At 50.5% G+C, this 24,865-nt stretch carries 24 protein-coding genes; 8 read left to right on the forward strand and 16 right to left on the reverse strand.

The annotated features are described in order from the left end of the window. From Q8K39_RS06820 to Q8K39_RS06830, 3 genes are all read left to right on the forward strand, one after another. Window positions 1-1,825: hypothetical protein (locus Q8K39_RS06820; RefSeq protein WP_305258924.1), on the forward strand; the 1,825-nt coding region annotated here is incomplete at its 5' end. Window positions 1,826-2,063: 238 nt separating this feature from the next. Continuing rightward, on the forward strand, window positions 2,064-2,690 hold the full coding sequence (locus Q8K39_RS06825; RefSeq protein WP_305258926.1) for a LuxR C-terminal-related transcriptional regulator: 627 nt from the start codon (window positions 2,064-2,066) through the stop codon (window positions 2,688-2,690). Further along, window positions 2,687-4,438 carry a hybrid sensor histidine kinase/response regulator gene (locus Q8K39_RS06830; protein ID WP_305258928.1) on the forward strand — a complete coding sequence of 584 codons (1,752 nt, stop codon included), beginning with the start codon at window positions 2,687-2,689 and terminating at the stop codon, window positions 4,436-4,438. The genes Q8K39_RS06825 and Q8K39_RS06830 overlap by 4 nt, the downstream gene beginning before the upstream one ends. Window positions 4,439-4,619: 181 nt before the next feature. On the opposite strand, the gene Q8K39_RS06835 is transcribed toward Q8K39_RS06830, so the two are convergent. The 6 genes from Q8K39_RS06835 to Q8K39_RS06860 all read right to left on the reverse strand — a co-directional run bounded on the left by Q8K39_RS06835 (window position 4,620) and on the right by Q8K39_RS06860 (window position 9,760). After that, window positions 4,620-4,964 carry a hypothetical protein gene (locus Q8K39_RS06835; RefSeq protein WP_305258930.1) on the reverse strand — a complete coding sequence of 115 codons (345 nt, stop codon included), beginning with the start codon at window positions 4,962-4,964 and terminating at the stop codon, window positions 4,620-4,622. 28 nt (window positions 4,965-4,992) lie between these two features. Next, on the reverse strand, window positions 4,993-5,781 hold the full coding sequence (locus Q8K39_RS06840) for a prohibitin family protein (protein WP_186952209.1): 789 nt from the start codon (window positions 5,779-5,781) through the stop codon (window positions 4,993-4,995). 89 nt (window positions 5,782-5,870) lie between these two features. After that, window positions 5,871-6,863 (reverse strand): isoaspartyl peptidase/L-asparaginase family protein, encoded by a 993-nt coding sequence (locus tag Q8K39_RS06845; RefSeq protein WP_305259103.1) that lies wholly within the window; start codon window positions 6,861-6,863, stop codon window positions 5,871-5,873. 1 nt (window position 6,864) lies between these two features. Then, window positions 6,865-7,812 carry a MurR/RpiR family transcriptional regulator gene (locus tag Q8K39_RS06850; protein ID WP_186952210.1) on the reverse strand — a complete coding sequence of 316 codons (948 nt, stop codon included), beginning with the start codon at window positions 7,810-7,812 and terminating at the stop codon, window positions 6,865-6,867. Window positions 7,813-8,165: 353 nt separating this feature from the next. Further along, a complete protein-coding gene (gene mnmA, locus Q8K39_RS06855) occupies window positions 8,166-9,272 on the reverse strand; it encodes a tRNA 2-thiouridine(34) synthase MnmA (protein ID WP_305258931.1) in 1,107 nt (368 codons plus the stop codon). Then, window positions 9,269-9,760, reverse strand: a complete 492-nt coding sequence (locus Q8K39_RS06860) for an NUDIX hydrolase (RefSeq protein WP_186952212.1) — start codon at window positions 9,758-9,760, stop codon at window positions 9,269-9,271. Before Q8K39_RS06860 ends, mnmA begins: the two co-directional genes overlap by 4 nt. 452 nt (window positions 9,761-10,212) lie before the next feature. On the opposite strand from Q8K39_RS06860, the gene Q8K39_RS06865 reads away from it, so the two are divergent. From Q8K39_RS06865 to Q8K39_RS06880, 4 genes are all read left to right on the forward strand, one after another. Then, on the forward strand, window positions 10,213-11,328 hold the full coding sequence (locus Q8K39_RS06865) for a Re/Si-specific NAD(P)(+) transhydrogenase subunit alpha (protein WP_305258934.1): 1,116 nt from the start codon (window positions 10,213-10,215) through the stop codon (window positions 11,326-11,328). Between the two features lie 52 nt (window positions 11,329-11,380). Beyond that, entirely contained in the window at window positions 11,381-11,746 is a 366-nt protein-coding gene (gene panD / locus Q8K39_RS06870) for an aspartate 1-decarboxylase (RefSeq protein WP_110255112.1), read from the forward strand. 83 nt (window positions 11,747-11,829) lie between these two features. Further along, window positions 11,830-12,153, forward strand: coding sequence for an NAD(P) transhydrogenase subunit alpha (locus Q8K39_RS06875; protein ID WP_305258937.1), 324 nt, complete (start codon window positions 11,830-11,832; stop codon window positions 12,151-12,153). Beyond that, complete coding sequence (locus Q8K39_RS06880; protein WP_305258939.1) at window positions 12,153-13,586, forward strand: NAD(P)(+) transhydrogenase (Re/Si-specific) subunit beta; 1,434 nt, start codon at window positions 12,153-12,155, stop codon at window positions 13,584-13,586. Before Q8K39_RS06875 ends, Q8K39_RS06880 begins: the two co-directional genes overlap by 1 nt. 92 nt (window positions 13,587-13,678) lie before the next feature. On the opposite strand, the gene Q8K39_RS06885 is transcribed toward Q8K39_RS06880, so the two are convergent. From Q8K39_RS06885 to Q8K39_RS06895, 3 genes are all read right to left on the reverse strand, one after another. Further along, a complete protein-coding gene (locus Q8K39_RS06885; protein ID WP_305258941.1) occupies window positions 13,679-14,491 on the reverse strand; it encodes a hypothetical protein in 813 nt (270 codons plus the stop codon). Between the two features lie 114 nt (window positions 14,492-14,605). Then, window positions 14,606-15,517 (reverse strand): arginase, encoded by a 912-nt coding sequence (rocF, locus tag Q8K39_RS06890; RefSeq protein WP_305258943.1) that lies wholly within the window; start codon window positions 15,515-15,517, stop codon window positions 14,606-14,608. A 35-nt stretch (window positions 15,518-15,552) separates the two neighbouring features. After that, complete coding sequence (locus Q8K39_RS06895) at window positions 15,553-16,632, reverse strand: ornithine cyclodeaminase (RefSeq protein WP_305258945.1); 1,080 nt, start codon at window positions 16,630-16,632, stop codon at window positions 15,553-15,555. A gap of 359 nt (window positions 16,633-16,991) precedes the next feature. Between Q8K39_RS06895 and Q8K39_RS06900 the strand changes: the two genes are divergently transcribed. Further along, entirely contained in the window at window positions 16,992-17,447 is a 456-nt protein-coding gene (locus tag Q8K39_RS06900) for an Lrp/AsnC family transcriptional regulator (protein ID WP_162057814.1), read from the forward strand. 15 nt (window positions 17,448-17,462) lie between these two features. Here the strand turns inward: Q8K39_RS06900 and Q8K39_RS06905 are convergent, their stop codons facing one another. The 7 genes from Q8K39_RS06905 to Q8K39_RS06935 form a co-directional block, all read right to left on the reverse strand. Then, window positions 17,463-18,287, reverse strand: a complete 825-nt coding sequence (locus Q8K39_RS06905; protein WP_305258950.1) for a response regulator — start codon at window positions 18,285-18,287, stop codon at window positions 17,463-17,465. Window positions 18,288-18,320: 33 nt separating this feature from the next. Then, complete coding sequence (locus Q8K39_RS06910) at window positions 18,321-19,460, reverse strand: HD-GYP domain-containing protein (protein ID WP_230413601.1); 1,140 nt, start codon at window positions 19,458-19,460, stop codon at window positions 18,321-18,323. 231 nt (window positions 19,461-19,691) lie between these two features. Next, window positions 19,692-20,309: a LysE family translocator gene (locus Q8K39_RS06915; RefSeq protein WP_186952219.1), complete on the reverse strand. Its 618-nt coding sequence runs from the start codon at window positions 20,307-20,309 to the stop codon at window positions 19,692-19,694. Window positions 20,310-20,535: 226 nt separating this feature from the next. Beyond that, window positions 20,536-22,182: an S-layer protein gene (locus Q8K39_RS06920; RefSeq protein WP_305258951.1), complete on the reverse strand. Its 1,647-nt coding sequence runs from the start codon at window positions 22,180-22,182 to the stop codon at window positions 20,536-20,538. A gap of 329 nt (window positions 22,183-22,511) precedes the next feature. Further along, window positions 22,512-22,724 (reverse strand): hypothetical protein, encoded by a 213-nt coding sequence (locus Q8K39_RS06925; protein ID WP_186952220.1) that lies wholly within the window; start codon window positions 22,722-22,724, stop codon window positions 22,512-22,514. 94 nt (window positions 22,725-22,818) lie between these two features. Then, a complete protein-coding gene (locus Q8K39_RS06930) occupies window positions 22,819-23,355 on the reverse strand; it encodes a response regulator transcription factor (protein ID WP_186952221.1) in 537 nt (178 codons plus the stop codon). Between the two features lie 127 nt (window positions 23,356-23,482). Then, window positions 23,483-24,835 (reverse strand): ATP-binding protein, encoded by a 1,353-nt coding sequence (locus Q8K39_RS06935; RefSeq protein ID WP_186952222.1) that lies wholly within the window; start codon window positions 24,833-24,835, stop codon window positions 23,483-23,485. Between the last annotated feature and the right edge of the window lie 30 nt (window positions 24,836-24,865).

Genomic DNA, 24,865 nt, shown 5'->3' on the forward strand with positions numbered 1-24,865 from the left:
CAACTCAGCCTTGTTACCTATCGTTGTGAATGGCGGCTCCGGCACTGACACGATCGTGCTGCCGGCTGCTTATGCTGCCACAGCTTCCGGTTCCGGCACCTTTGCTGCCAATGTCAGCGGCTTTGAGAAGCTGCGCCTCACCAGTGTGACCAATCAGACCGTCGACTTGCAGGTATTGGGTAATTATAGCGACGTCACTTTCTCTGCCGCCAATGGACTGACATTGAGCAACTTGCCCAGCAATGGCAATATCACGCTCAATGGTTCGGGTACGGCCTTTACCATTTCCAATGCTGCGTTTGTCGGTGGTGTCAATGATGTCGTCAACCTGACGCTGACTGATGGCAGTACTTCTGGCATCGCCTTTGCCAACACCGGTGTTACTGCATCCGGTGTAGAGACTGCGAATATCACAACCGTTGATAGCCAGGGTACACCGACAGGCGCTTTCAACGACTCACTGACCTGGCTGGGTAATTCAGTCAAAACCATCAATGTGAGTGGCAATGCGGGCTTGACCCTGTCATCATCGAGCACCGCGTTGACGACGGTGGATGCCAGCGGCATTACCCTGGGCGACTTTAGCTGGACATCCGGTGCCCTGACAGGCGCAGCTACTGTCAAAGGCAGTGCCAGCGGTCACAATTACGTCAACATGTTCTCTACCACGGCAGGTGTTAACTACACTGGCGGTAGTGGAAGCGACAATTTGACAATCATTGGCACTGTTTCCAGCACGGCGTCCTTAGGCAACGGCAGTAATTCCCTGATCCTCGTTGGAGTGACCATCCTTGGTACTTATACTGCTGGTACAGGTACTTATGATAATCTGAAATTGATAGGATCGAGTCCGGATATCAGCAATGCCACGATCACCGGCTTTGAAGTCTTGCGTCTGGACTTGGACGCGAACATCACGGCAACAATAGCCCAGATGTCTCAATTTACCGGCAACATCTATGCTTACGGAAATGAAACACTCACGTTGACTACGGCTGGTACCTTCAGTGCCTTCGGCGCGATAGGAAACTATAAGCTCGCCAATGGCACCAACAATTTTACGTCAGGCAATTCTGTGTACAATGTGATTGGTGGATCAGGTAGCGATACTTTCAATTTTACGGACAACCAGATCACCTCCCGCCAGCCCTGGGTGAATGGCGGCAATGGTACGGATACACTCAATATCGGCGCGACCACCACCCAGAACATTAATCTGAGTACCAGAGTCTCGAATATCGAAACCATCAACGTGGCTGGCAGTACAGGTACAGCCAGCTTCACCAACGCGAATGGCGCAGGTGTCACGTTGAACTATACCAAGAGCACGGGCGACAACACCATTACCCTGGGTACTGGTGGCCAGACATTGAACCTGCTGGGTTCCAGCTCTGCGGCGACAACCATCACAGGTGGTGCGGCGGTGGATACGATTAATCTGCAGACCACTGGTTCAGGCTCGGAAACATTGATAGAAACTGGGGCCACTATGTCGAATAAGACGCAGATAGACGTGGTGAGTAATTTCAATGCGACCGGTTCGGATTATTTCAAGACTGGCGTCAATGCAACGAGAGTGACCTCCTACAACATAACTACTGCCGATACGTCCGACTATCTGAGCATGATAGACGCCATGGTCTCCGTTATCGGGGAAAATCAGACAAGTGAAGCTTTCCTGATCAAGATAGCGGGAGGTACAGCAGCAGGAACTTATCTGTTTGAGAACAACGGTTCAAATGTCTTCCAGCTTGACAATACCGACTTCTTTGTGAAATTGACAGGTACGGTTGGCACTATTACTGCGGCCAATCTGATTGCATAAAGCTTAAACGACATGCGCTAAAAAACTTCTAACCGAATACGTAGTTCAACATACCAATTAAAGGTTCCTAATGGCAAATACATCAGCAGACATCCAAAAGCTTTACATCGCTTGTTCCTTGCAGGTATTGCAACCAAACGTAAAAAGTCTCATCCAAGCAAATTCACAGACCGATATGACTAATTTCATTCTTGTGTAATCAGGCTCATATCCTTACACTTGAAGAATGAATGAATCCTTGACACCACCACTTGCAAATGAAGAGATCACCGTTGTCATTGCGGAGGACCATGCGCTGGTGCGCGATGGGCTAAAGATGCTGATCAGGGACATTCTTCCGCATGTTGAATTCGTCGATGCAAGTGATGCCATGACGCTGAGCGCGGCCATGGCAGTGCAAGCACAGCCACACCTGGCGCTGATTGACCTGAACATGCCAGGGATGGAGCGGGGTGATGCCTTGCAGGATATTCTGAGCAAGTGGCCGCAAATACCAGTTGTGGTGGTATCGGCACTCAGTTCACCCGACCTGGTGCGTCGCTGCCTGAATCTTCCTTCAGTCTGCGCGTTTGTGTCAAAGAATGCCAGCGCCGCGCAAATGAAGACAGCGATCAAGTCCAGCCTTGAAGGCGGCAGACCAGGCTTTGTCCAACTCAGCGAGCCAAAGCAGGAGGCAGTTGTAAGGCTGAGCCCGCGCCTGGAAGAGGTGCGAGAACTGTTGCGCATGGGTATGACCAACAAAAGTATTGCGCAACAGTTGAATATCAGCGAAGGCACCGTCAAGAATTATATGAGCGAGATTTTTAAACAGCTCAACGTCACTAATCGCACGCAGGCGGCGCGTTTTGATGAGGATTTGAAATGAGCGTGGAAACAGCCGCGCCAGTCATTTCACAGCCTGACCCAGAGGAAATACCGGTCGATGCATTGATCTTCCCCGGTGCCATGGCGGCACTGGCATTGACTGCTTACTATTTTTCCAACATATTACCGGCCTGGAAGCCACTCACCTGGTGGTTGCTGGTGGCTTTTACCGGGACACTGCGCCTGGCAATCATACGTCGGACCAAATTCGACCGCATGCCTGAACAGCGTCGACGCTGGCTTTTGCGCGGCCTGATCTGGGTGTATATGGCAAGCATATCAAGTGGCACTTACTTTTTATATGTGCCAGGCGATATCGCCATGCAGGCCTTGTTGACGGTCTATTTATTGGGCACGGCAACGGTGTTGATTACCCATCTGGCCGGTATGGACTGGGTGCGGATTATGGTGTCCCTGCTGATTCTTGGGACGCCGAACGCGCTTCATCTCATTATCGAAGGCTTGACACTGGGTCAAACGGCGAGCTGGGTATTGGGCTGCTGTACACTGTTCGTACCTATCCCACTGGCACAACTGACGGGCGTTCACATGCGCTTGATGCGCACGCAGTTTGAGTCACGTATGCAGGCGGAAAGTGCGGCCAGGGCAATGAGTGCTGTGGCAATCGCCAAATCACGTTTCTTTGCGGCGATCAGTCATGATCTGCGTCAACCCGTGCATGCGATTGGGCTCTACCTGGACGCGATAGAGCGCGTGGTGGCAGAGTCAGGTAACCCGCAGGCCAGACATGCGGTGGTTGGCATTACTCTGTCCTGGCAAACCTTGAACGATCTGCTTTCCAAAGTACTTGATCTGGCCCGCCTTGAAGCCAATATGGAACAACCTGATCTGCGCGCCCTGGCGCTAGCACCTTTGGTAAAGGAACTAATACTTCAACATAGCCCAGTGGCAGAGCGCAATGGTGTGCGTCTGGTTGCCCTTGTTAAACCAGACAGCCTGGTTTATGCAGACGAATTAATGCTCAAACGGGTGTTGTCCAATCTGTTGGGGAATGCGATCAAGTATTCTCCTCCTGGCCGTGCGGTAGTGATTGCCGTACGCCCGGCAGGTGATCAATGGAAGATTCAGGTGCGGGATGCTGGCTGCGGCATTGCAGAGAAAGATCAGGCACTGATCTTTTCTGAATTTGTGCAGATCAATAACCAGTCGCGTGATCCGTCACAAGGACTTGGCCTGGGTTTGGCAATTGCAAAACGTTTAAGTGAGTTGTTAAGTGGCGCAATCAGTGTGCGCTCTGAACCAGGCCGCGGGTGTTGCATGACGCTGACGCTCTCACGGCATCTCCCTGATCTTGCCCAAAAGCCAGAACCGATTCCGGGCGTTTACCCTATGTCGCAAGGCGATTTATGGGGCTCTGATTCACGTATTTTACAGAACCTGAAAGTCTTACTTGTTGAAGATGATTTGTTGGTGGGAAATGCCATGGTTCAGCTAATCCAGGCCTGGGGGGGGGATGTTTATTGGGCAAAGACAGCGGCGGCGGCGCGGCTGAATGCGTCAGAACGTGACATTGCTATCTGTGATGTGCGATTGCCAGAAAATGAGTCCGGCCTTGATTTGGCAAAATTACTACAAACTGCGGGAACGCAGGTCATACTGATTAGCGGTGAAACTGATCAGAAAGCACGTAGTGATGCAGCTCAGCATGGCATCAATCTCCTCACCAAGCCTGTTTCTCCAAAGAATCTTATGCACGCGCTAGCGTCCATCAAGACTCTCGCTGAATAAAGCGAATTTATGGAGGATTAGCATGACCTATCCGATTTTTCGTTTAGGTAAAAAGCACCTTTTGCGATTGGCAGCTTGCATCATGAAAAAGCCATTTGATGTTGGCATTATCCACTTGGCAAAAATCTTGCTTCAAGTCACACCGCAACGATTCGGATTAGCCGTAAGGCAGATCGCTTATTTATCGCGATTTCCTCTTAAAAATCCCCAGCACCACAAGCAGTAGCAACACAGGCAATAAAAACGGCGAAAAGATCATCAGCAACAAGCCGCCTATCAATATCGCAATCCCCACCAGTAATAGCGACACCCCGGCAATCACCAACCCCGCCATGACCATGGCGAAGACGATGGCGATGAGTGCCACAGCGATGCCGCCTATCGAAAAGCCATTGTCAGAAAAAATATCAAAGTCATCCGGGTTCCAGTTCAGGTTCAGATCTATTGGCGTGTCAAGCACATACCAGATGACCAGCAGAACAATACAAAATGCTGTGAAGCGGGCGGATGACTTTTGTTCGGACATACTTGGCTTTTTCCTGGCCTGGTCGCGATTATTTGTTCACATTGATAAAGGGCACAGCACCACCCACGGTCGTCGGCAAACGGCCATCCCATTTTTCTATGGCCTTGGCCTGATTCTCAGTTTCACGCAGGCGCAGCAGTTCTGGTGTGACTTGCTGTCTTTGCAGGGACAGTGCTTCTGCTTCGGCGCGGGCGCGGGCTATTTTTTGTTTGGCTTCGACTTCTATCCTTTGCAGGTCGCGCTCGGCCTTCATCTTCAATTGATCAGCCGTTGTTTTTGCTTCAATAGCTTCATTAAAGGTCTTGCTGAAGTTGAAGTTGACGATGGAAAATTCATCGACCACAAGGCCATGTCTGGCCATACGTTCCTTTAGGGCCAGGATGATTTCATCGCGTACTTGCGAGCGGCGGGAAATCAATTCTTCTGCGGTGAAGCGGGCAGTCACCGCTTTGACGGCTTCCTGCACGCTGGGGATGATGATGCGCTCACCTGGTTCGTTGCCAAGGTCGCGATAGACTGATACCACTGCATCTGGCCTGACGTGGTAGTTGATGGCGATCTTGGTGTGCACGGTTTGCAAGTCCTTGGACGCTGCATCACCATCACCTTCCCCTTTTTGTATGGCGACTGATACTCTATGCATTTTTTGGGCGACAGGCCAGACCCAGTGTATGCCTTCGCTATAGACTTCATCTGAAGGTTTGCCAAAGGTGGTCAGCACGCCACGATGACCCGCTGGGATGGTGGCGAATGGACTGAGGGCAAACAGGAATAGCAGGGCGATTACGCCAGCAGCTATTTTGAGCAGGTTTTTCATGATGTTTAATCTCAAGTGAAATGAAAACACTCGCAGTATAAGTGTTATTTGAGCAAGTACATCCGGTAATCGGTGGGAAAAAATACCGCTTAATTGCCGGGGGTGTAAATCGCAGAAACTGGGCTTTCACCAAGGCGTTGCCATGCGCGGTACATGCCTTCGGTATTGAAGGGCAGGACGATATTGCCCAGTCTGTCTACGCCTATGATGCCACCTTGGCCGTCAACTAAAGGGAGTTTATCCATGACGACGATATGGGCTGCTTTCTCAAGGCTATATCCCAGGTATTGCATTTGTGCCGCAATATCATGCAGGGCCAGGCTGCGCATGAAGGCTTCGCCAGTGCCTGTGGATGACAGTGCGGCGGTCTGATTATCCGCATAGCAACCCGCGCCCAGCATCGGTGTGTCGCCAACACGGCCCGGTAATTTATTGGTCATGCCGCCAGTAGAGGTGGCAGCGGCCAGGTTGCCTTGCAAGTCGAGTGCGACGGCACCGACCGTACCAAATTTTCTATCGGGATCAAGTGGTGCTGGTTCTGCTGCTTTTCCTGATGTACTGGTCAGCAAATTTGCTCCATCGTGATCCAGCAGCACACCAGATTCTAGCCTCGCGCGTTGCAATTGCGCGTGGCGTTCTTCAGTATAAAAATAAGCGCTGTCTTCAAACGGCAAGCCATGCTGGCGCAGGAATGTTTCTGCACCTTGGCCCACCATCAGTACATGCGGGCTGTGCTCCATGATTGCTCTTGCCGCCTGGATGGGGTTACGCACATGCTGTACACAAGCAACTGCGCCAGCACGCCGGGTATTGCCATCCATGATGGCGGCATCCATTTCTATGGTGCCAGCATTGGTGAATACAGAGCCTTTGCCGGCATTGAACATGGGGCAGTCTTCCAGCAAGCTGACAGTCAGGCTCACTGCGTCCAGAGCACTGCCACCTTTCGCCAATACCTCACTGCCTGCGCAAACGATAGCTTGCAAGGTGCTCAGGTAATGTGCCTCGCGCTCTGCACTCAGCGTGCTACGCAAGATCGTGCCAGCACCACCGTGGATGGCGATGGCAGCACGCGCGCCCATCTTAAGCTGGCCTGTCCATATCGATGATTTTGCTGGCTGCTGCTGCCTGCGATTTGCGGGCAGTGGCATTTGGTTCCTGGTACAGCCACGGCAGCATGAACTTGGTCATTTCAGATGCAGCATGTACCGGGGCTTTTGCCTGGTGGGCGACAGCACTGCAAATCGCTTCGATCAGGCACAGCGCTGCGCCTTCCGAGTTGGGAGAGAAATTGCGCCGGGTTTGCGCATACAGGGTGATATTCGCCAGCGAAGCCAATGGTGAGCTTGGCGCATCTGTCAGTGCCAGTATGGGCACATCCTTGTCGCGCAATTGCTGCAGGATGGTGACGACATCTTCTGCATAACGCGGGAAAGAAATGCCGATGACCAGATCACGCTCTGTGTACTTGAACAACTGGCGGGCAACATTCGATGGCCCGCCTGAGCCCAGCGTCGATTGCACGGTATTGCAAAACGGGTCCAGGCTATGCGCCATCAGGCCAGCCAGAAAGGCGCTGGCGCCATAGCCAACGATATATATTCTCTCTGCATTCAGGATCTGGCGCACGGCCTGATTGCACAAGTCAGGAGACAGCCCGCGACGGGTAGCTTCCAGATTGGCCATGTCTTCATTGAGCGAGCTGGAAATGATTTCTGTGCTGGTGGCAGGGCGCTGGATTTCACTGCGCAAGTTATCTATGGGCGCCAGCATGGCTTCAAAACCATACACCAGTTCTGCCCGGAATTGCGGATAACCTTCAAAGCCCAAGGCTCTGGCAAAGCGATTTGCGGTGGCAACGGAAATGCCGACGGCATTCGCCAGCTCATCGATAGACATGGTGGCTGAGCGAAAAACATTCGACAAGACATAGTCTGCTGCTTTTCTATGCGCTTTTGACAAGTTCATATAGACCTTGCCTATGCGCGCATTGACAGTACCACCCAGGGATTGCGTATCAGGACGATTCATATCGACGGGCTTTTCCGATGAAATAGAAATGTAAATATAATTTCATCGATTTAAATTGTAAAGAAATGAATCGTGTCAAATCGATGAATGTCTCTCTCCGTACATATTTTGGATAATTTGGTCTATTTGGGAGTTTTGTCAGGATAAACAAAATACATCAAATTTTGTTCTGAATTTACCCGGATTTACGCTTGCTAATGATTGTGTCAGGAGAAAGACTTGCAGCTAAAGGATGGTTAAATGATAAGCCCGGTTATGTAAATTTCAGTAGCTGAAATGAAAATGCCCACAGACTCGTGGGCATTTTTGAACCTGGCAAAGATTTTGGAAAGTCAAGTCTCAGCAGACCACTTTTAATCGGCCTTACGGCTGGCGATATCAATAATCCCACCACCCAGACAAACATCACCATCGTACAAGACGGCAGACTGCCCAGGGGTAACTGCCCATTGTGCCTGCGGGAAGTCCAGTTGAAAGCGCACGCTGTCGCCACTGAAATGGCAAGCCACATCAGGCTGGCGGTAACGGGTCTTGGCAGACAAGTCACCAGCTTGCGGCGCTTCACCAGCAACCCAACTGACTTGCCCTGCTTCGAGACCAGCAGATAATAACCAAGGGTGGTCATGGCCTTGCACTGCATACAGGGTGTTGGCTTCAACATCTTTTTTCGCCACATACCAGGCATCGCTGCTGCCGTCGGCATTCTGGTGCGACTTGATGCCGCCTATGCCTATGCCTTTGCGCTGACCCAGGGTATAAAAACTCAGGCCCACATGCTGGCCTATGATTTTACCTTCAGGCGTTTGTATGTTGCCAGGTTTGTATGACAGATAACGGTTCAAAAATTCGCGGAAAGGGCGCTCGCCGATAAAGCAGATGCCAGTCGAATCTTTTTTCTTTGCATTCGGCAATTGCAATTGTTCAGCAATCTTGCGCACTTCAGTTTTGTGGATTTCACCAAGCGGGAACAGGGTATTTGCCAGTTGCTTCTGGTTCAGCCTGTGCAGGAAGTAGCTCTGGTCCTTGCTGGCATCCATGGCCTTCATCAACTGGAACTGGCCATTCATTTCACGCACGCGTGCATAATGGCCGGTGGCGATGTAATCGGCACCCAGCTTCATGGCGTGGTCAAGAAAAGCCTTGAACTTGATTTCGGCATTGCACAGCACGTCCGGGTTGGGCGTGCGGCCAGCCTGGTATTCACGCAGGAACTCGGCAAAGACGCGGTCCTTGTATTCACTGGCGAAATTCACGGCTTCGATATCGACGCCAACGACGTCGGCAACGCTGACGGCATCTATCCAGTCTTCACGGGTAGAGCAATATTCTGAATCGTCGTCATCTTCCCAGTTTTTCATGTACAGGCCGATGACTTCATAGCCCTGTTCTTTCAGTAGCCATGCCGAGACGGAAGAATCAACGCCGCCAGACATGCCTATCACTACTTTTTTCTTGCTCATTTTTGCGGTTCCAAGTTTCCAAGTGCGCTTGGATGGGTAAACAACAGGGACAGCGGCGCGCGCTTGCCCTGCAAATAATCTTCTATGCATTGCTTGACGAGAGGGCTGCGATGGCTGTCCTGTGTTGCCACGATCTCGTCATAACTCATCCACACAGTGCGCAAGATGCCGGTATCGAGGGCACGCTCATGCGCCTTGCCCAGTTCACCGGTAAAAGCAAAACGTAGATAAGTGACTTCTTCACCGGTCTTCGGTGAAACAAAGCGCGACAGGTAAGTGCCTATCAGCGCCGTTGGTAAGAAGTCATGCGCAGTTTCTTCCAGGGTTTCACGGATGACGGCTTGAAGCAGGCTTTCATCAGGGTCCAGGTGACCTGCGGGCTGATTGATGCGCACGCCATCAATAGTTTCTTCTTCTATCATGAAAAACTGTTGGTTGCGCTCTATGATTGCGGCTACAGTGACGGATGGTTTCCAAATGGCAGACATGGCTTCTCTCAGTAAGTCCGACATTTTACTTTGCCGTCAAATTTTGTGTGGCAAACCAGCAAATTTGAAAGCGAATTAGCTAATGCGTAATTTATCTATGCCCGCTTATTTTCGAGGATTCCTGCTATTTTTATTTTGCACCAAACTGGCGCAAGTGCAGGTTTTGTTTTCAAGTGACTGTTTTTAAAGGAAATAATTTACTTCTATGTGGATATTCTGGGTATCGTCAGCTTGATTCTGTATAGGGATTTGTAGAAAACACAAAAAAGTGAACGGTTGTGCTAAAAAACATTTTGCGTGTAATATCGTTGTCGAATATCAAATGTAAGATTCGGGTAAGAAAGTGATTTACCTGTATCAGCAAAAAATAATGGAGCGGCCAGAGCTTACCCTTGACCGCAACAGCACGTAATTGTTACACCAGTATTCACACTAAAAAAGGGAGCAAATCTATGAAAATCGGCATACCCGCCGAGTCACGGCCGGGGGAGACGCGTGTTGCGGCAACTCCAGAAACGATAAAAAAATATGTTGCAGCCAAACATCAGGTGATCGTGCAGTCTGGTGCAGGCGTGGCGTCCAGTATTACTGACGAGGCTTACCAGGCTGCCGGTGCAGAAATCGGCACGGCTGCCGATGCGCTGGGCGCTGAGCTGGTCTTAAAAGTACGTGCCCCCAATGCAGAAGAACGTGCCCTGATGAAATCAGGCGCTGTGCTGGTCGGCATGCTCAATCCTTTTGACGCAGACAATATTGCGGCAATGGCCACACACGGCCTGTCCGCATTTGCACTCGAAGCTGCACCGCGCATTACCCGTGCGCAGTCGCTCGACGTCTTGTCTTCGCAAGCTAATATCGCCGGTTACAAGGCTGTCATGCTGGCCGCCAATACTTATCAACGCTTCATGCCCATGTTGATGACGGCTGCGGGCACGGTCAAGGCTGCACGCGTATTGATCATGGGGGTGGGCGTAGCTGGTTTGCAAGCCATTGCCACGGCCAAGCGCCTGGGTGCTGTGATTGAAGCATCTGACGTACGCCCCCCCGTCAAGGAGCAGGTTGAATCCCTGGGTGCAAAATTCATCGATGTGCCTTATGAAACCGATGAAGAGCGCGAGATCGCCAAAGGCGTAGGCGGCTATGCCCGTTCCATGCCAGCAGCGTGGATGGAAAGACAGGCAGCCCTGGTGCATGAACGTGCCAAGCAGGCTGACATCATCATCACCACAGCCCTGATCCCTGGCCGCAAGGCACCGATATTGATTTCGGAAGAGACAGTAAAAGCCATGAAGCCAGGCTCAGTCATCGTCGACATGGCGGTAGAGCAGGGTGGCAATTGCCCTTTGTCTGAGCTCAACAAGACTGTCACCAAGTACGGTGTACACATCATCGGTGAGCCTAATCTGGCAACTCTGGTGGCTGCTGATGCATCGGCCTTGTACTCTCGCAATGTGCTGGACTTCCTCAAGCTTATTATCGACAAGGATGCTGCGCTGGCGATTAACCGTGAAGACGAAATCATCGCTGCCACCCTGGTGTGCTCGGCTGGTGAAGTCTTGAAGAAGTAAAGAAGTAGATTAAAGTTTAAGATTTTTTTAAGTATCAGAAAGTAGAACGACCATGCAAAGAAATATGCTCCGCGCCAAAATTCATCGCGCAACTGTAACCCAGTGTGACCTGCACTACGAAGGATCGTGCGGTATCGATGAAGATCTGCTCGACGCTGCCAACATCATCGAAAACGAACAGATAGAGCTGTATAACGTCAACAACGGTGAACGCTTCTCCACTTATGCCATTAAAGGCAAACGTGGCAGCGGTGAAATTTCACTCAATGGCGCTGCAGCCCGCCGCGTACAACTGGGCGATCTGATGATTATCTGTACCTATGCGCCGATGACAGAAGAAGAAGCAAAAGCGTATAAACCAAATGTCGTTTTCGTGAATGGCAAGAATCAGATCACCAGTATCAAAGAGTATAAATAACGTAGCCGGGGCAGGCGGCATCTAAAGTTCTGCTTGCTCATGTCTCGATTTGCATGTCTCAATCCAATTAAAGAGAGGACATCATGGAAGTTAGTCATACCCTTACCAATCTCATCATCTTCGTGCTGGCAATTTATGTCGGTTACCATGTGGTGTGGACAGTAACACCAGCCCTGCACACGCCTTTGATGGCGGTGACCAATGCCATTTCTGCCATCATCATTGTCGGTGCCATGTTGGCCGCCGGTTTGACCGAAGGCCTGCTGGCCCAGGTCATGGGCACGGTAGCCGTCGCACTGGCGGCAGTGAATGTATTCGGCGGTTTTCTGGTTACCCAGAGGATGCTGGAAATGTTCAAGAAAAAAGAGCCTAAGGCCGTTGCCCATACTGACAAGGAGGGCAAATAATGAGCATGAATCTGGTAACGATGCTCTATCTGATCGCATCCGTCTGCTTTATCCAGGCACTCAAAGGCTTGTCCCACCCCTCCACGGCACGCCGTGGTAACAGCTTTGGCATGATAGGCATGGCAATCGCGGTCGCGACCACCATTGCCCTGATCGTCAAACTGAAAAGCGAAAGTAGTGGCGCAGGTTTGGGCTATGGCCTGGTTGCCATCGGCGTCATCGTCGGTGGTGGCATAGGTGCTACGCTGGCCAAGCGCGTAGAGATGACCAAGATGCCGGAACTGGTCGCAGCGATGCACTCATTGATCGGTTTGGCAGCGGTGTGTATCGCCGTGGCCGTCGTTTCCGAGCCATGGGTATTCAATATCGTCGCAAGAGACCAGCCTATACCTTTTGGTAACCGTCTGGAATTGTTTATCGGCACTTTTGTCGGTGCGATTACTTTCTCTGGTTCTGTCATCGCCTTTGGTAAATTGTCGGGCAAGTACAAGTTCCGTCTGTTCCAAGGCGCACCGGTCAGCTTCAGTGGTCAGCATCAGTTGAACCTGGTCTTGGCAATTGCGATGCTGGCTTGTGGTATAGCCTTCTGCGTCACGCAAAGCTGGACACCGTTCATCATCATGACGGCTCTGGCCTTCGTGCTGGGTGTGCTCATCATCATCCCTATCGGTGGTGCTGATATGCCGGTGGTGGTATCGATGCTGAACAGTTATTCTGGCTGGGCCGCTGCAGGTATCGGCTTTTCGCTGAATAACTCCATGCTCATCATTGCCGGTTCGCTGGTAGGTTCTTCTGGTGCCATCCTGTCTTACATCATGTGCAAGGCGATGAACCGTTCGTTCTTCAATGTAATCTTGGGTGGTTTTGGTGGCGAAGCTGCTACTGCTGCTACAGGTGACCAGGCGCAGCGTACCGTTAAATCCGGTTCTGCTGATGACGTGGCTTTCCTGCTCGGCAATGCAGAGACTGTCATCATCGTTCCTGGTTATGGCCTGGCGGTCGCACGTGCCCAGCATGCCCTGAAAGAACTGACAGAAAAACTGACGCACAAAGGTATTACCGTCAAGTATGCGATTCACCCTGTGGCAGGGCGCATGCCTGGTCACATGAACGTCTTGCTGGCAGAAGCTGAAGTACCCTACGACCAGGTATTCGAGATGGAAGACATCAACAGCGAATTTGGCCAAGCTGACGTGGTATTGGTATTGGGTGCAAATGACGTGGTTAATCCTGCGGCAAAAGACCCCAAATCACCGATTGCTGGCATGCCTATCCTGGAAGCCTACAAAGCCAAGACCGTTATCGTCAACAAGCGCTCCATGGCTTCTGGCTATGCAGGGCTGGACAATGAATTGTTCTACATGGATAAAACCATGATGGTGTTTGGCGATGCCAAGAAAGTGATTGAAGATATGGTGAAGGCAGTTGAGTAATTTTCTGTAGCTGTATTGATCTGTACAAAAAAGCCCCGCTGTGATTGACGTTGCAGCGGGGCTTTTGCTTTATACGGCTAGGGTGTAAATCATTACTCCAGGCTGGCGGGCGGCGATAAATGTTCAAGATTGATGACAGTTCTTGCTGTACCTGCGCGTATGTCATCAAGTGCGTATTTATAGAGCGAACCGGCGCATGAAAATAATAACTGCCCCAAGGCATCCCAGCATGCCCAGTCTGCTTGTTCAGGAATTAGTTTGGGAAATTCTTCTAGCCAGAACTTGAATTGCAAGCTGCTATTTTTGTAGCCTGTATTCACCATTCTTAGTGTGGGGTGTGCTGCGCTTGGCTGGTTTGTCCAGCCATCATCGCCTGTACAAATATGATTGCCAGACTGACTGGTGTTACCCCAGTTATCTCCTGCACGGCTCCATCCATCCCGGCGTAAACGCTGGTATAGGACACCGGTTTCACCAAGTTCATCTTCATAAGTCTCCAGTGTAGCTGAGAGCGTCTCTTCGACTTTTTTGCGCCCATCCCGGGCCTCGATAGTCCAGCCGTTCAGGCGCAGGTGTGTCGGGCTTTCCCAATAGCCTCCGCCACGATAAGTGCCGTTTGCTTCGGCTTCATGGATCTGTGTCAACAGCGGCGCATGAGAGATCCGGTTTAAACATGCTATCCCTTTCTCCAGCGCCAGAAAAACCAGGAAACGTCCATCAAACGACAGGTCAGCCCGGGTCGGGTAGAGTGTCCCATGGAACCAGGCACCGTTTTCTATTTCATCTGTTTCCGTATTCCAGCGCAGGACGTGAAACCAGTCTGTGGGCTTGCGTCGCAAGACCACCGTATATGAGGCTGATTTTGCCGGTAGCAGGTGCAGCCTGGCGGGAGGGGGAGTTTTCATTTGCCTGAGTCTTGGTAAAGCATCAGACATTAAGTTATCATGAATAACTGTTCGGGATGCAGCAAATCATCAGCAAATCATCAGCAAACCAGGTTTGCTGATGGTCTTCAGAACTTACATCCTGACCAGCGTAGATTTGCCAAACAGGCTTTCGATCAGGTCAACCGCCAGAACGGCGGTTTGATTGCGTACATCCAGTGCAGGGTTGAGTTCGACCACGTCCAGTGAAGCCATCAAGCCGGTATCAGCCACCATTTCCATACACAATTGTGCCTCTCGATAGCTAGGGCCACCGAGTACGGCAGTACCAACACCGGGGGCGATGCCGGGGTCCAGGCAGTCAAGGTCAAAGCTCACGTGCAAATGGGTATTGCTGTCCAGATTCGCCAGCACTGAAGACATGACATTGCGCATGCCATATTCATCGATGTAGCGCATGTCGAATACCTGCATACCCATTTCGTGGATGAACTTGCGCTCGCCATCATCGACGCTGCGTATGCCTATCAGGCGGATATCTGCAGGTTGGATGGCGGGAGTCTGGCCGCTGTAGTTGATCAGCTCTTTGGGGCCATGACCCATCAGGCAGGCGACAGGCATGCCGTGGATATTGCCGGTAGGGCTGATAGTCGACAGGTTGCTGTCAGCATGGGCATCAAACCATAAAACGCGCAGTTTCTTGCCAACACGACGGCAGTGGGCTGCCACCGCGCTGATGGAACCTATGGCCAGACAATGATCACCACCGAGCATCATGGGCATATGGCCTTCCTGTAAGGCCTTGTCGACGGCATCGTACACGGCCTGGTTCCAGTCTATCGCCTCTTTGAGGTGGCGCAGGCCATTCACTGGTTGTTCCCAGGGATTGGCCGGACCATGCAAATTGCCATGGTCGATGACTTTCAGGCCGCGTGCCGTCAAAGCCTCGTTCAGGCCCGCCACACGTAATGCGTCGGGCCCCATGCCCGCGCCTCTGACGCTTGCGCCTACATCGGTAGGCGCTCCAATTAAGGAAATGGTTTTCATTCGTTTCTAGTGTAATGCCGTGGTCAAGTTTGACTTCAAGCGTTTATTGGTACTGCACAATCTGTATTGCTACGGGCAGGGCTGGCAACATTGGTGCTTGTTACTGCCATCCCCATACCAAACAGGTCTTTCGGGTTCATCATTTCAGGGATCAGATCCAGTACCGGTGAATTGGCCTGCATGACATATTTTTCCAGATAACGCATGGCAGAAAAATCTTCCAGTGCAAATCCTACAGAATCAAATACTGTTACTTGCTCTGCATTGCTGCGACCAGTAGCATTCCCTGCCAGAATAGTCCACAGTTCGGTCACCTTGAAATCTGCCGGCATTTGCTGCAATTCACCTTCTATGCGGGATTGCGGTTCATATTCCACCACCACATAGGCGTTACTCAAAATATCTGCATGCAATTCCGTCTTTCCTGGACAATCGCCGCCTACGCCATTGATATGCATGCCGGGTTCTATCATGTCCGGGGTCAATATGATGGCATTGGTTTTATCTGCTGTCACCGTAGTCACGATGTCCGCGCCTTTGACTGCCTCGGCAGTGGAACTGGCACGTATCACGCGCAATTCAGGATACATACGCAAATTATGAATTAATTTGTCAGTTGCTGCAGGGTCTATGTCATATACACGCAACTCTTTAATGCCCAGCATGGCATGAAACGCCACTGCCTGAAACTCGCTTTGCGCACCATTGCCTATCAGTGCCATGACACGGCTGTTTGGCCTGGCCATATAAGTCGCTGCCAGGGCCGAGGTGGCGGCAGTGCGTATGGCAGTTGTCAGTGTCAATTCTGACAGCAGGCGAGGGTAGCCGGTATTCACATCAGCCAGTACGCCAAAGGCAGTCACCGTCAGCAAACCAGCCTGGGTGTTCTTCGGGTGACCATTGACATATTTGAATGAATATTGGTTGCCGTCAGAGATAGGCATCAGCTCTATGACACCTACGTCTGAGTGATTGGCTATTCGCGCAGATTTGTCAAATGATTGCCAGCGCAAATAGTCTTCCTTGATCATGCCAGCCAGACGTGTAATGGCGTCTTCCAGTCTGGTCTTCTTCAAGTGGTTTTGCAGTTCTTTCGTGCCGATGAAGGTCACCATGATGTTCTCCGTATTTACCGTATTTATATTGGACTTGCGGGAACACATTTCAGAGGCTATTGCGAAATCACCCTGGTTTTCCTGATGTTGCGAGACTTTCATCCACTCCTTCGAAGAAGAGTGCGATTTTCTGAAAATCCACCAGACCCATTTCGCATCAGGCTCTTGCGCACCTGTTGTGCTATGTATTCTGTTTACCATTGTAGCCAGCCGGGCAAAGAATTAGATTGCTAAATGAGATGTAAATTTCATGTAAATAGAAATTAAGTTTCATATATCTGTAAATAATGTGTTTAAATTTCTCATTTAACGAAAATGACAAAATATCCTGAAAATCGGGATGCAGCCGGGAGATAAAAATGGACGTATATGACCGCAGTATCTTGCGCCATTTGCAACAAGATGGACGCATGAGTAATTTAAGCCTGGCTGAGCGCATACATTTGTCAGCACCACAAACACTGCGCAGGGTCAGGACGCTGGAAGAAAAAGGGGTGATACGTGCCTATGTTGCACAGGTTGCACCTGAGGCGCTGGGCCTTGGCGTGATGGCATTCGTGAACCTGTCACTGGACCGGGAACAGTTTCGCAATGTGCGCGAGGTTGAACGACAATTGAAGGCATTTCCAGAGATCATAGAGTGCCACACGATCTCCGGCGACTTTGATTACATACTCAAGGTCGTCGCCAGCGATTTGAAAAGCCTGTCGCAATTCCTGACAGACACCCTGATGCAGGTGCCTGGGGTTGCTTCATTGCGTTCCATGATTTGCATGGAAGAAATCAAGCCCGTCAGCGGACTGCCGATAGACTGATGAATCCGCGCTTTGCTATCTCTGCTTGCGTAAATTACGATAACGTTCCGCCCTGCTGGCGATGGTCGATATCAGTTTTTCGGGGTCTATGGGTTTGCTGAGAAAGTCATCTGCCCCGGTTTCTATGGCCAGCATTTCTTTTTGAGTTTCGCTGGACAAGAAGACAATGGGTATATCCAGGTAACGATTGTTTTGCCGAATTATCTGCGCCATTTCCAGCCCATTGCAAACTGGCATGTTCAAATCGGTCAGTACCAGCTCGGGTTTGAATTTCTTCAATGCATCCAGCACCTCGACAGGGTCATTGATGGATTTAACATGCATGCCGGCACTGCTTAGGATGGCCTCATAATAACTGGCCAGCATTTCATCATCGTCAACGACCAGGATGCGGTAGGCCATGACTTCATTTCTGGCAATTTTTTCATCTATCCTGGCGCTCAGCGCATCTGCATCCAGGGGTTTAAGAAAATAACCTTCGGCACCTTCGCGCACGGCAGCCAGTCTTTGCATGAAATCATCAATGGCTGAAACATAGATAACAGGGCAATTGCCGATAATCCGGTTACCGATTTTTTTTCTTGCAATTTCTCCTGCCGGACTATCTACGTCCACGACCAGAGCCTGTGGGGCTCTGACGATGATGGCAGATTGCAATTCATCTGCGTCGTCAAAACAGATCACTTCGTGATGGTGCAATTCAAGCGTCGTCGCCAGTTGTTGAGCGGCTTCATTGTCAGCAAAATATAAATACACCAGACTCTGATAGTCCGGCTGGTTGAGGTCTTCAAAACTTTCTTCATTGCTGACTTCTTGCAGTCCTGGGAAATCGTTGTCCATGATAGGGTGACTTAGTCCTGGTAAGTGGATGATTCATAGCCGGGCGATGTCGCCCCACAAGTGGCGCATGGTGAATTTGACTGGCACCTGATCGCGGTGCAAGACTTCACGGATACCCATCAACGGCTTTTGTGTATCGCGCCTGATTGGCATCGACAAAGGTGTGCCACGCGGCCCAAGCAGTGCGTGCACCAAGGGTGTCGTGGTGGTCGCACCTTTGCCTGTCACGACCGCAGTTTCGCCGCTTTCCAGCTTGACGAAAGTCCCTATCGGGTAGGTGCCCAGTTCCTTGATAAATACCGTCACCAGCATGGGGTCTATCTTGGATTTGCCTTCCACCAGAATGTCACGCAGCGCTGCATTCGGCAGCATGGATTTGCGATAACTGCGGGCGCAGACCCGTGCGCAATAGCGGTCAGCAAGGGAAATGATCTTGGCATTCTGCGGGATATCGGCACTGCTTTTTTTTTCCGGGTAGCCACTGCCATCTTCGTTTTCATGATGATGCAAGACCCAGGAAAGCCAGTCTTCATTGTCAACGCCCGCCGCACGCAACATCCTGACAGCGGTTTCCGGATGCTCAGAAATCAGCTGCTGTTCTGATGCGCTCAATGTCTCGCTTTTTTCCTGCAATTTTTCTTGCTGCCTCAGCATGGCAACATTCATGGTCAGTGCTGCTGCCCCCAGCATGAGCATTTCATCGGCAGGTTTCTTGAGTGTACGGGCAATGAGCAAGGAAACGACGGCGGTATCGACCGAGTGTCGTGGGCCGTAATTATCATCCTGGTTCAACAGGATGCAACCTAGCGCAACATCAGGTGCCATGAAGACTGCCGCACCCATTTTTTTTGTCAGGGATATCAGTTGTGCTGGTACATCCGCTTCTGTCGCCAGGTTATAGACCAGCCTGCGTAATTCAGCACGCACAGCATTGATTGTGCGCACGACTGAGGGAGCTTCGCTGGCTTTTTCTACCGTTTTACCATCACGCAGACCCGCGTCAGACTTGCCGGTATCTGCAAACAGGCCACGCTCTATGAGCGCTGATACCTGATTCGGGCTGGTGACAATAAAGCCTTTGCGCAATAATAAGCTGCCGTCACTGCCATACACATCCCATGGCAAGGCTTGCCCTATGACAATGTCAGACATCCCTATACGTCTGGTTGACATGCCTACCTCTGCAGGTGAGTGAAGCGGGAGAAACAAGCATACTGTTTTTGCCAGCAACCTTGTTGGCTATAAGGATGCGAACTAACTAGACCGCATCTCGTTCAGTGCAGGCCTACTCTGGATGCTAGCAGAAAACATCAGTTGTACTTGTTATCAAATGTCAAGAATGGGCTTTCTGTTGCTCTGGCACACTTGTGCGGTGCACCGTAATGTAATCATTGCCTGATCGACTTATACAGTGCGCTTGGCGCCTGCCAGGGCGCAACCGAAAAATATGAAGGTGGCAGCACCAATTTTGTTCATATATGAGCCGCCTTTTTCCGAGGTCAGCCAGGTTTTGGCCCGACTGGCAAAAATTGCGTAGCCACTATGAATGACAATAATCAGACTACTATAAGTCATGACCAGTACCGCAAACTGTAAGCCAAAACTCATGGCTGGGTCGATGAATTGCGGGAATACTGACAGGAAAAAGAATATCGCCTTGGGGTTGGTCATTTGTAAAGACAGGCCTTCCAAAAAACGTTTTTTGAAGCTGGCTTCATGGGCATTGCCTTCAGTGAAGCGAAAGGCAGGTGCACGCCAGAGCTTGATGCCGAGAAAAATCAAGTAAGCAGCGCCCAGCAGCTTGAGTGCGGTAAATGCAGTAGCTGATGCTGCCAGGATGACACCCACACTGGTAGCAGAAATTGCGGCTACAATCAAAGCACCAAAGGAGATGCCCAGGATGCCGCCAAAAGTGCCGCGCATGCCATAGCGTAAAGCATTTGTCAGTGTCATGACTACACCAGGACCAGGGCTGAACACGGTGGCTGCTGCCATCAGCAGGAATAATGGATACAGTTTCATTGCGGCCCTCCCTCGTTATTTCATAGCATAAATTGTACTCCTGAATATTTATGCGAAAGGAATACAGTTTTGATCAACGATGGAGTAACAGATGTTCACTTTGATCCTTCGTCCAAGGTGAAATTTATCGAAAAGATAATTTCCCATGTGTTGGATGAGGGGTGGGGAAGTGACCTGCAATTACATTCAGCGCAAGGTACTCTCCCCACCCTTGATACGGCCAGGCTTAGTTCACGCTAACAAAGACTGGATTGGAATAGAACCACAGACTGGCGTAGTTACGGTCATTGATCTGGTTGTGGCGCGTCGGGTTGTCAGTGGTCGTGATTTTGGCATCGGCCAATGGTTCACCATTTTCTGTCATGTCTGCGACGTTGATGCCGAGGTTGGTGCCACGCAAGCGCAGGTACTGATTTTTCTGCACAACCATCTGGTACTTGATGACGTAGTAACCTTCAGCGTCTGTTCTCCAGTCGGCGCTGGTGAAGCGTTTCAAAACTTTGGTGCTAGGATTGCTTGCCACATTGTAAGCACTGGAATCCGGTGCCGCCTTCCTGCCAACATCACCCACGATCAGATCCACATGATCCACCTTCGGTGCCTTGTTGGCAGATACGCCACTACCGAGTGGAAATTCATAATTATTCCTGGCCGGGCTTTTGAAGCGTATGTTGACATCAACCGTGCTGCCGTTCGCTACCTTCAGCTCTTGTCCCATGTTTTTTACATCGCTGGCATTATTGACATTACTGACGGTAAATTCCATGGCATTGATAAGGTCGCCAAATACGCTGAACATTCTGCCTGACTGCAGGCTCTTGATCAATTCATTCACGCCTGCTTTCTTGTCGTTCATCCACACATAGTTCTTCGCGTATTCGCCCGGGAAGTAACCACTGCTATTGCCTGCGTCATCGATTTTAAAATGGGAGTCAGAATCGGCAATATTCCAGATGCGACGACCTTCACCCAGCAAGGCATCCCATACACCGCCCACTTGCGCGACGATGGAATCAACCCCACCATAAACACGATTTGGTTTGTTGGCATCGGTATAGCTGGAGGTATAACCACCTCGATCTGGTTCCATCTGGTTGCCGACCATGCCTTCTATCGAGAACATGATGTTGGGTGCCATGTCATTCATCGTGCGGAAGTCGGCAATCGTGTACTTGCCGGGATTGCGCGAAGGATGGTTGATTGTGATAAAACTGGTGTCAGGATAATTTTTCTTCAACCACGAGATGGCTTGCAAGGCATCTGCTGCCGTGCTGTTGAAACGTTGGGGATATTTCGCTTTCCACTTGCTGACATCCGCCGCATCAAATTTGCTGTCTTCCAGCGTGGTGAACAGATATTGAAATTCCTTGGCCGCTGACGTAGACGAAATCAATTTGCCATCTACTACATCAAAAATGCTGACGCCTAGATGATCATGCGTAGGCATATCCCATTCAAAACCTGAGAAAATGGTTTTGTCTGCATAGCGACCAGATGCCTGCAAGGCTTTGATCCTGGGGATTTCATAGGATGCCATGCCATACGCAAATGGTACCGGGTTTGTCAGGGGGGCACCGTTATGGTCATATTTTGAGGAGCGCAGGTGGTTCGTAATAGCCGTCCAGTCCAACCCATAGCTGGTAAATGCTTTATCTAGTACTGTATCTAGCGTTTGTGTTGTGCGGGCGTCGTCGGACTGTATGGTGTGCACATGCAAGTCACCGGTTGTCCATCCAGCAGCTGAAGTGGCAGGGAGGTCAGGTTTTTGTGCTTGGGCGGTACTGTCAGACGAGCTACCGCAGCCATGCAGCAAAAAGACAGTGGACGGAATAACAAAAGAAATAGCAATCAAACTCAAATAGCGGGGACGCATTGGAAATCCTTTTCTCTGGGGCGTATGAATCTACATACGGCAAATTAAATATATTTTCCGTATATGAGAGAATTATAGGAATTGACTGTGACGCTATAATTACAATCGATTTCATCAACGAGAAACCATCGCAATATGTCGAATGAGTTTTGGGATATACGCACATGATCGAAGCGTCATGAGCGAAAAAATGAGTCATGCCCACAATCGAGCGGAGCATTTAATTCGTGAAGAATAGTTGGGCCCGCAGGACTTTACGCGGTTTCCAACGGAAAACGAGTCGCGTGTTCAGGCGAAAGCCGTCAACAACGACTCGTCAAGGGCTGGGTTTAATGTGCCTTGGCGAAACGCAGGGCAAATTTCTTAAAGTGGCGATAGCTGGCACCCAGGTCTTGCAGCGAGTCTATGGACTCAGTAATGGATGCACCTTGTTCGCTGAAATTACTTTTGAATTCTTCAAATGCTGCTTCGAGAACGGCGGCCAGTTGGTGATTGTACATACGTCCAAAATTCAGATGGCGTCTTTTGATGCGCATTTTCATGGTGTTTCCTTTCAGTTGAAGGGCGGATTATAGAGCAATCCTTGTGAGACTGGTATTCCCTGTTTTTTGGTTAAAATAATAGCAGACGATTAATTTACTTAATCCTTTGTTTCTCCAGCTTACGCGCAAGCGTGCGTCTATGCATGCCTAGTCTGCGGGCTGTTTCGGAAATATTAAAATCGGTTTCAGCCAGAACTTCGTGAATTCTTTCCCACTCCAGATTCTTGATGGAGGTGGAGCGATTCGTGATTTCTACCTCTGCTGTGCCAGCGACATGTCCAAAAGCGGCTTCAATATCATCGGTGTTGGAGGGTTTTGACAGATATTGACAAGCGCCTAGTTTGACTGCTTCCACTGCAGTCGCAATGCTGGCGAAACCTGTGAGTACAACAATCAGCATATCGGGATTGTGTTGATGCAAAAGCTGTACGCATGCCAGTCCGGAAGAGTGTCCATTCAGCTTCAGGTCAACGACAGCATACTGCGGCCTATGATCTGATAATAATCTTTCAGCATCTTCCTTGCTGCTTGCGTGCAAGACAGTGTAATCGCGCCGCTCAAACGAGCGACCTAGTGTGCGGGCAAAAGCAGTATCGTCTTCGATAATGAGTAGCAGACGATTCTCTGGCATAGTAAAAAGATTCCTGAAGTTAAACCGGGATGTCGATGAGGTGCTGCAACGATGCAATTACGGAAATTGTGAGCTTCATCCTTGTCGGGGGTGTGCCGTTGCCGCCAATCTTAATGGAAAATCCCGGTTAAAGCATAATCGCCGACAGTGGCAGGCTCAATTGTACGATGGCGCCGCCTTCTTCGCGGTTGGATGCCGTGATATGACCACCTAGTTTGCGGGCCACGTTGACGACAAAAAATAATCCCAGGCCGCTGCCGGGGCGACCTTTGGTAGATTGGTACGGCTCACCTATGCGTGACAGGATGACGGGATCAAAACCAGGACCATGATCGACTACAGTAAATATCAGCGAATCGTCACGACGCACGGCTTCCATGCGCAGCCATTCTGGGGATGCTTCCAGGGCGTTGTCGAGCACGTTGCAGACCATTTGCTTGAGCGCGGTATCAAAGACGATGGGGATGTCTTCTTTGATTTGATTATCGAAACCAAATGAGACGATAGTTCGGGTCGCTGTAAATTCTTGGATGAGGTCATTCAAAAAAGTATTAATCGTGGTTTTGAGCGCAGACTCACCACGCGCCTCTCCCGCTGACAGCAATATACCGCTGACGATGCTTTTACAGCGTTGCAACTGTGTTTCCATTTCGCTGATCTCTTCCAGCAGATCGGGGTTTTTCTTGAATTCCGGCATGCGCCGCCAGTCACCCAGGATGACAGAGAGCGTTGCCAGTGGTGTACCCAGTTCATGCGCCGCACCAGAAGCCAGCAGACCCATGCGCACGATATGATCTTCTTCCACCGCGCGTTGATGCAGATCAGCCAGTTGAACATCCCGCGCATGCAGGTTGCGGCCTATGCGGGTGATAAAGAATACCAAAAGGGCCGCATTGAGCATGAAGCAAATAATATAGCCAGCTACGTATAAGTGTGACAGTCCGCCGTTTTCACCTGGCGGCAGGGTTAAGGGTTCAGAAAACAGTGAGAGTCCGGCCAGGCAGGCACTGGTGATGACGACGATGATCCAGGTGGACCACGCTTCCAGTAAGACTGCACTTAAAATCACTTGCAGCAGATACAGAAAAGCAAAGGGATTCGACGTACCTCCGCCGAAGTACAACTGGGCCGTCAGGCTGAATACATCAATCAGCAAGGCAAAAACAAGTTCGCCATTGGTTACGTACACGCGCTCGTGCCAGCGCAAGTGGCTGGCAATATTAAAGCCTATCAGGCAGATCAGCACAGCCAGCATTTTGACCAGGGGCAACTGTATGCCAAAGCCAAACATGACGATCAAAATAGTGGATAACTGACCAAACACGGCAAGCCAGCGCAACTGTATAAGCTGCAACATGTTCTTGTGACCTGCAGAGTTTTCGTACGCTATCGCAATAGCAGACTGGTTTTCTGGTGTTTTTGTTGCGGTTTTTGCCACTATGCCTTGCCCGATGCTATGAGGAGGTATTTTTCTTGTCATGCTTGCCATGTCCCGTTATTGTGCTTTTTA

The sequence above is a fragment of the Undibacterium sp. genome (genome assembly GCF_030683615.1).
GTDB classification, from domain to species: Bacteria; Pseudomonadota; Gammaproteobacteria; order Burkholderiales; family Burkholderiaceae_D; genus Undibacterium; species Undibacterium umbellatum.

Excerpts from the sequence above, each read along its gene's own strand:
- Q8K39_RS06905 (WP_305258950.1), bottom strand. The coding sequence starts at position 18,287 with ATGGACAACGATTTCCCAGGACTGCAAGAAGTCAGCAATGAAGAAAGT.
- Q8K39_RS06850 (WP_186952210.1), bottom strand. The coding sequence starts at position 7,812 with ATGAATCGTCCTGATACGCAATCCCTGGGTGGTACTGTCAATGCGCGC.
- Q8K39_RS06845 (WP_305259103.1), bottom strand. The coding sequence starts at position 6,863 with ATGGGCGCGCGTGCTGCCATCGCCATCCACGGTGGTGCTGGCACGATC.
- Q8K39_RS06875 (WP_305258937.1), top strand. The coding sequence starts at position 11,830 with ATGGAAGTTAGTCATACCCTTACCAATCTCATCATCTTCGTGCTGGCA.
- Q8K39_RS06935 (WP_186952222.1), bottom strand. The coding sequence starts at position 24,835 with ATGACAAGAAAAATACCTCCTCATAGCATCGGGCAAGGCATAGTGGCA.
- mnmA (WP_305258931.1), bottom strand. The coding sequence starts at position 9,272 with ATGAGCAAGAAAAAAGTAGTGATAGGCATGTCTGGCGGCGTTGATTCT.
- Q8K39_RS06900 (WP_162057814.1), top strand. The coding sequence starts at position 16,992 with ATGGACGTATATGACCGCAGTATCTTGCGCCATTTGCAACAAGATGGA.
- Q8K39_RS06885 (WP_305258941.1), bottom strand. The coding sequence starts at position 14,491 with ATGAAAACTCCCCCTCCCGCCAGGCTGCACCTGCTACCGGCAAAATCA.
- Q8K39_RS06920 (WP_305258951.1), bottom strand. The coding sequence starts at position 22,182 with ATGCGTCCCCGCTATTTGAGTTTGATTGCTATTTCTTTTGTTATTCCG.
- Q8K39_RS06835 (WP_305258930.1), bottom strand. The coding sequence starts at position 4,964 with ATGTCCGAACAAAAGTCATCCGCCCGCTTCACAGCATTTTGTATTGTT.
- rocF (WP_305258943.1), bottom strand. The coding sequence starts at position 15,517 with ATGAAAACCATTTCCTTAATTGGAGCGCCTACCGATGTAGGCGCAAGC.
- Q8K39_RS06880 (WP_305258939.1), top strand. The coding sequence starts at position 12,153 with ATGAGCATGAATCTGGTAACGATGCTCTATCTGATCGCATCCGTCTGC.
- Q8K39_RS06860 (WP_186952212.1), bottom strand. The coding sequence starts at position 9,760 with ATGTCTGCCATTTGGAAACCATCCGTCACTGTAGCCGCAATCATAGAG.
- Q8K39_RS06840 (WP_186952209.1), bottom strand. The coding sequence starts at position 5,781 with ATGAAAAACCTGCTCAAAATAGCTGCTGGCGTAATCGCCCTGCTATTC.
- Q8K39_RS06910 (WP_230413601.1), bottom strand. The coding sequence starts at position 19,460 with ATGTCAACCAGACGTATAGGGATGTCTGACATTGTCATAGGGCAAGCC.
- Q8K39_RS06830 (WP_305258928.1), top strand. The coding sequence starts at position 2,687 with ATGAGCGTGGAAACAGCCGCGCCAGTCATTTCACAGCCTGACCCAGAG.
- panD (WP_110255112.1), top strand. The coding sequence starts at position 11,381 with ATGCAAAGAAATATGCTCCGCGCCAAAATTCATCGCGCAACTGTAACC.
- Q8K39_RS06930 (WP_186952221.1), bottom strand. The coding sequence starts at position 23,355 with ATGCCAGAGAATCGTCTGCTACTCATTATCGAAGACGATACTGCTTTT.
- Q8K39_RS06865 (WP_305258934.1), top strand. The coding sequence starts at position 10,213 with ATGAAAATCGGCATACCCGCCGAGTCACGGCCGGGGGAGACGCGTGTT.
- Q8K39_RS06925 (WP_186952220.1), bottom strand. The coding sequence starts at position 22,724 with ATGAAAATGCGCATCAAAAGACGCCATCTGAATTTTGGACGTATGTAC.
- Q8K39_RS06915 (WP_186952219.1), bottom strand. The coding sequence starts at position 20,309 with ATGAAACTGTATCCATTATTCCTGCTGATGGCAGCAGCCACCGTGTTC.
- Q8K39_RS06895 (WP_305258945.1), bottom strand. The coding sequence starts at position 16,632 with ATGGTGACCTTCATCGGCACGAAAGAACTGCAAAACCACTTGAAGAAG.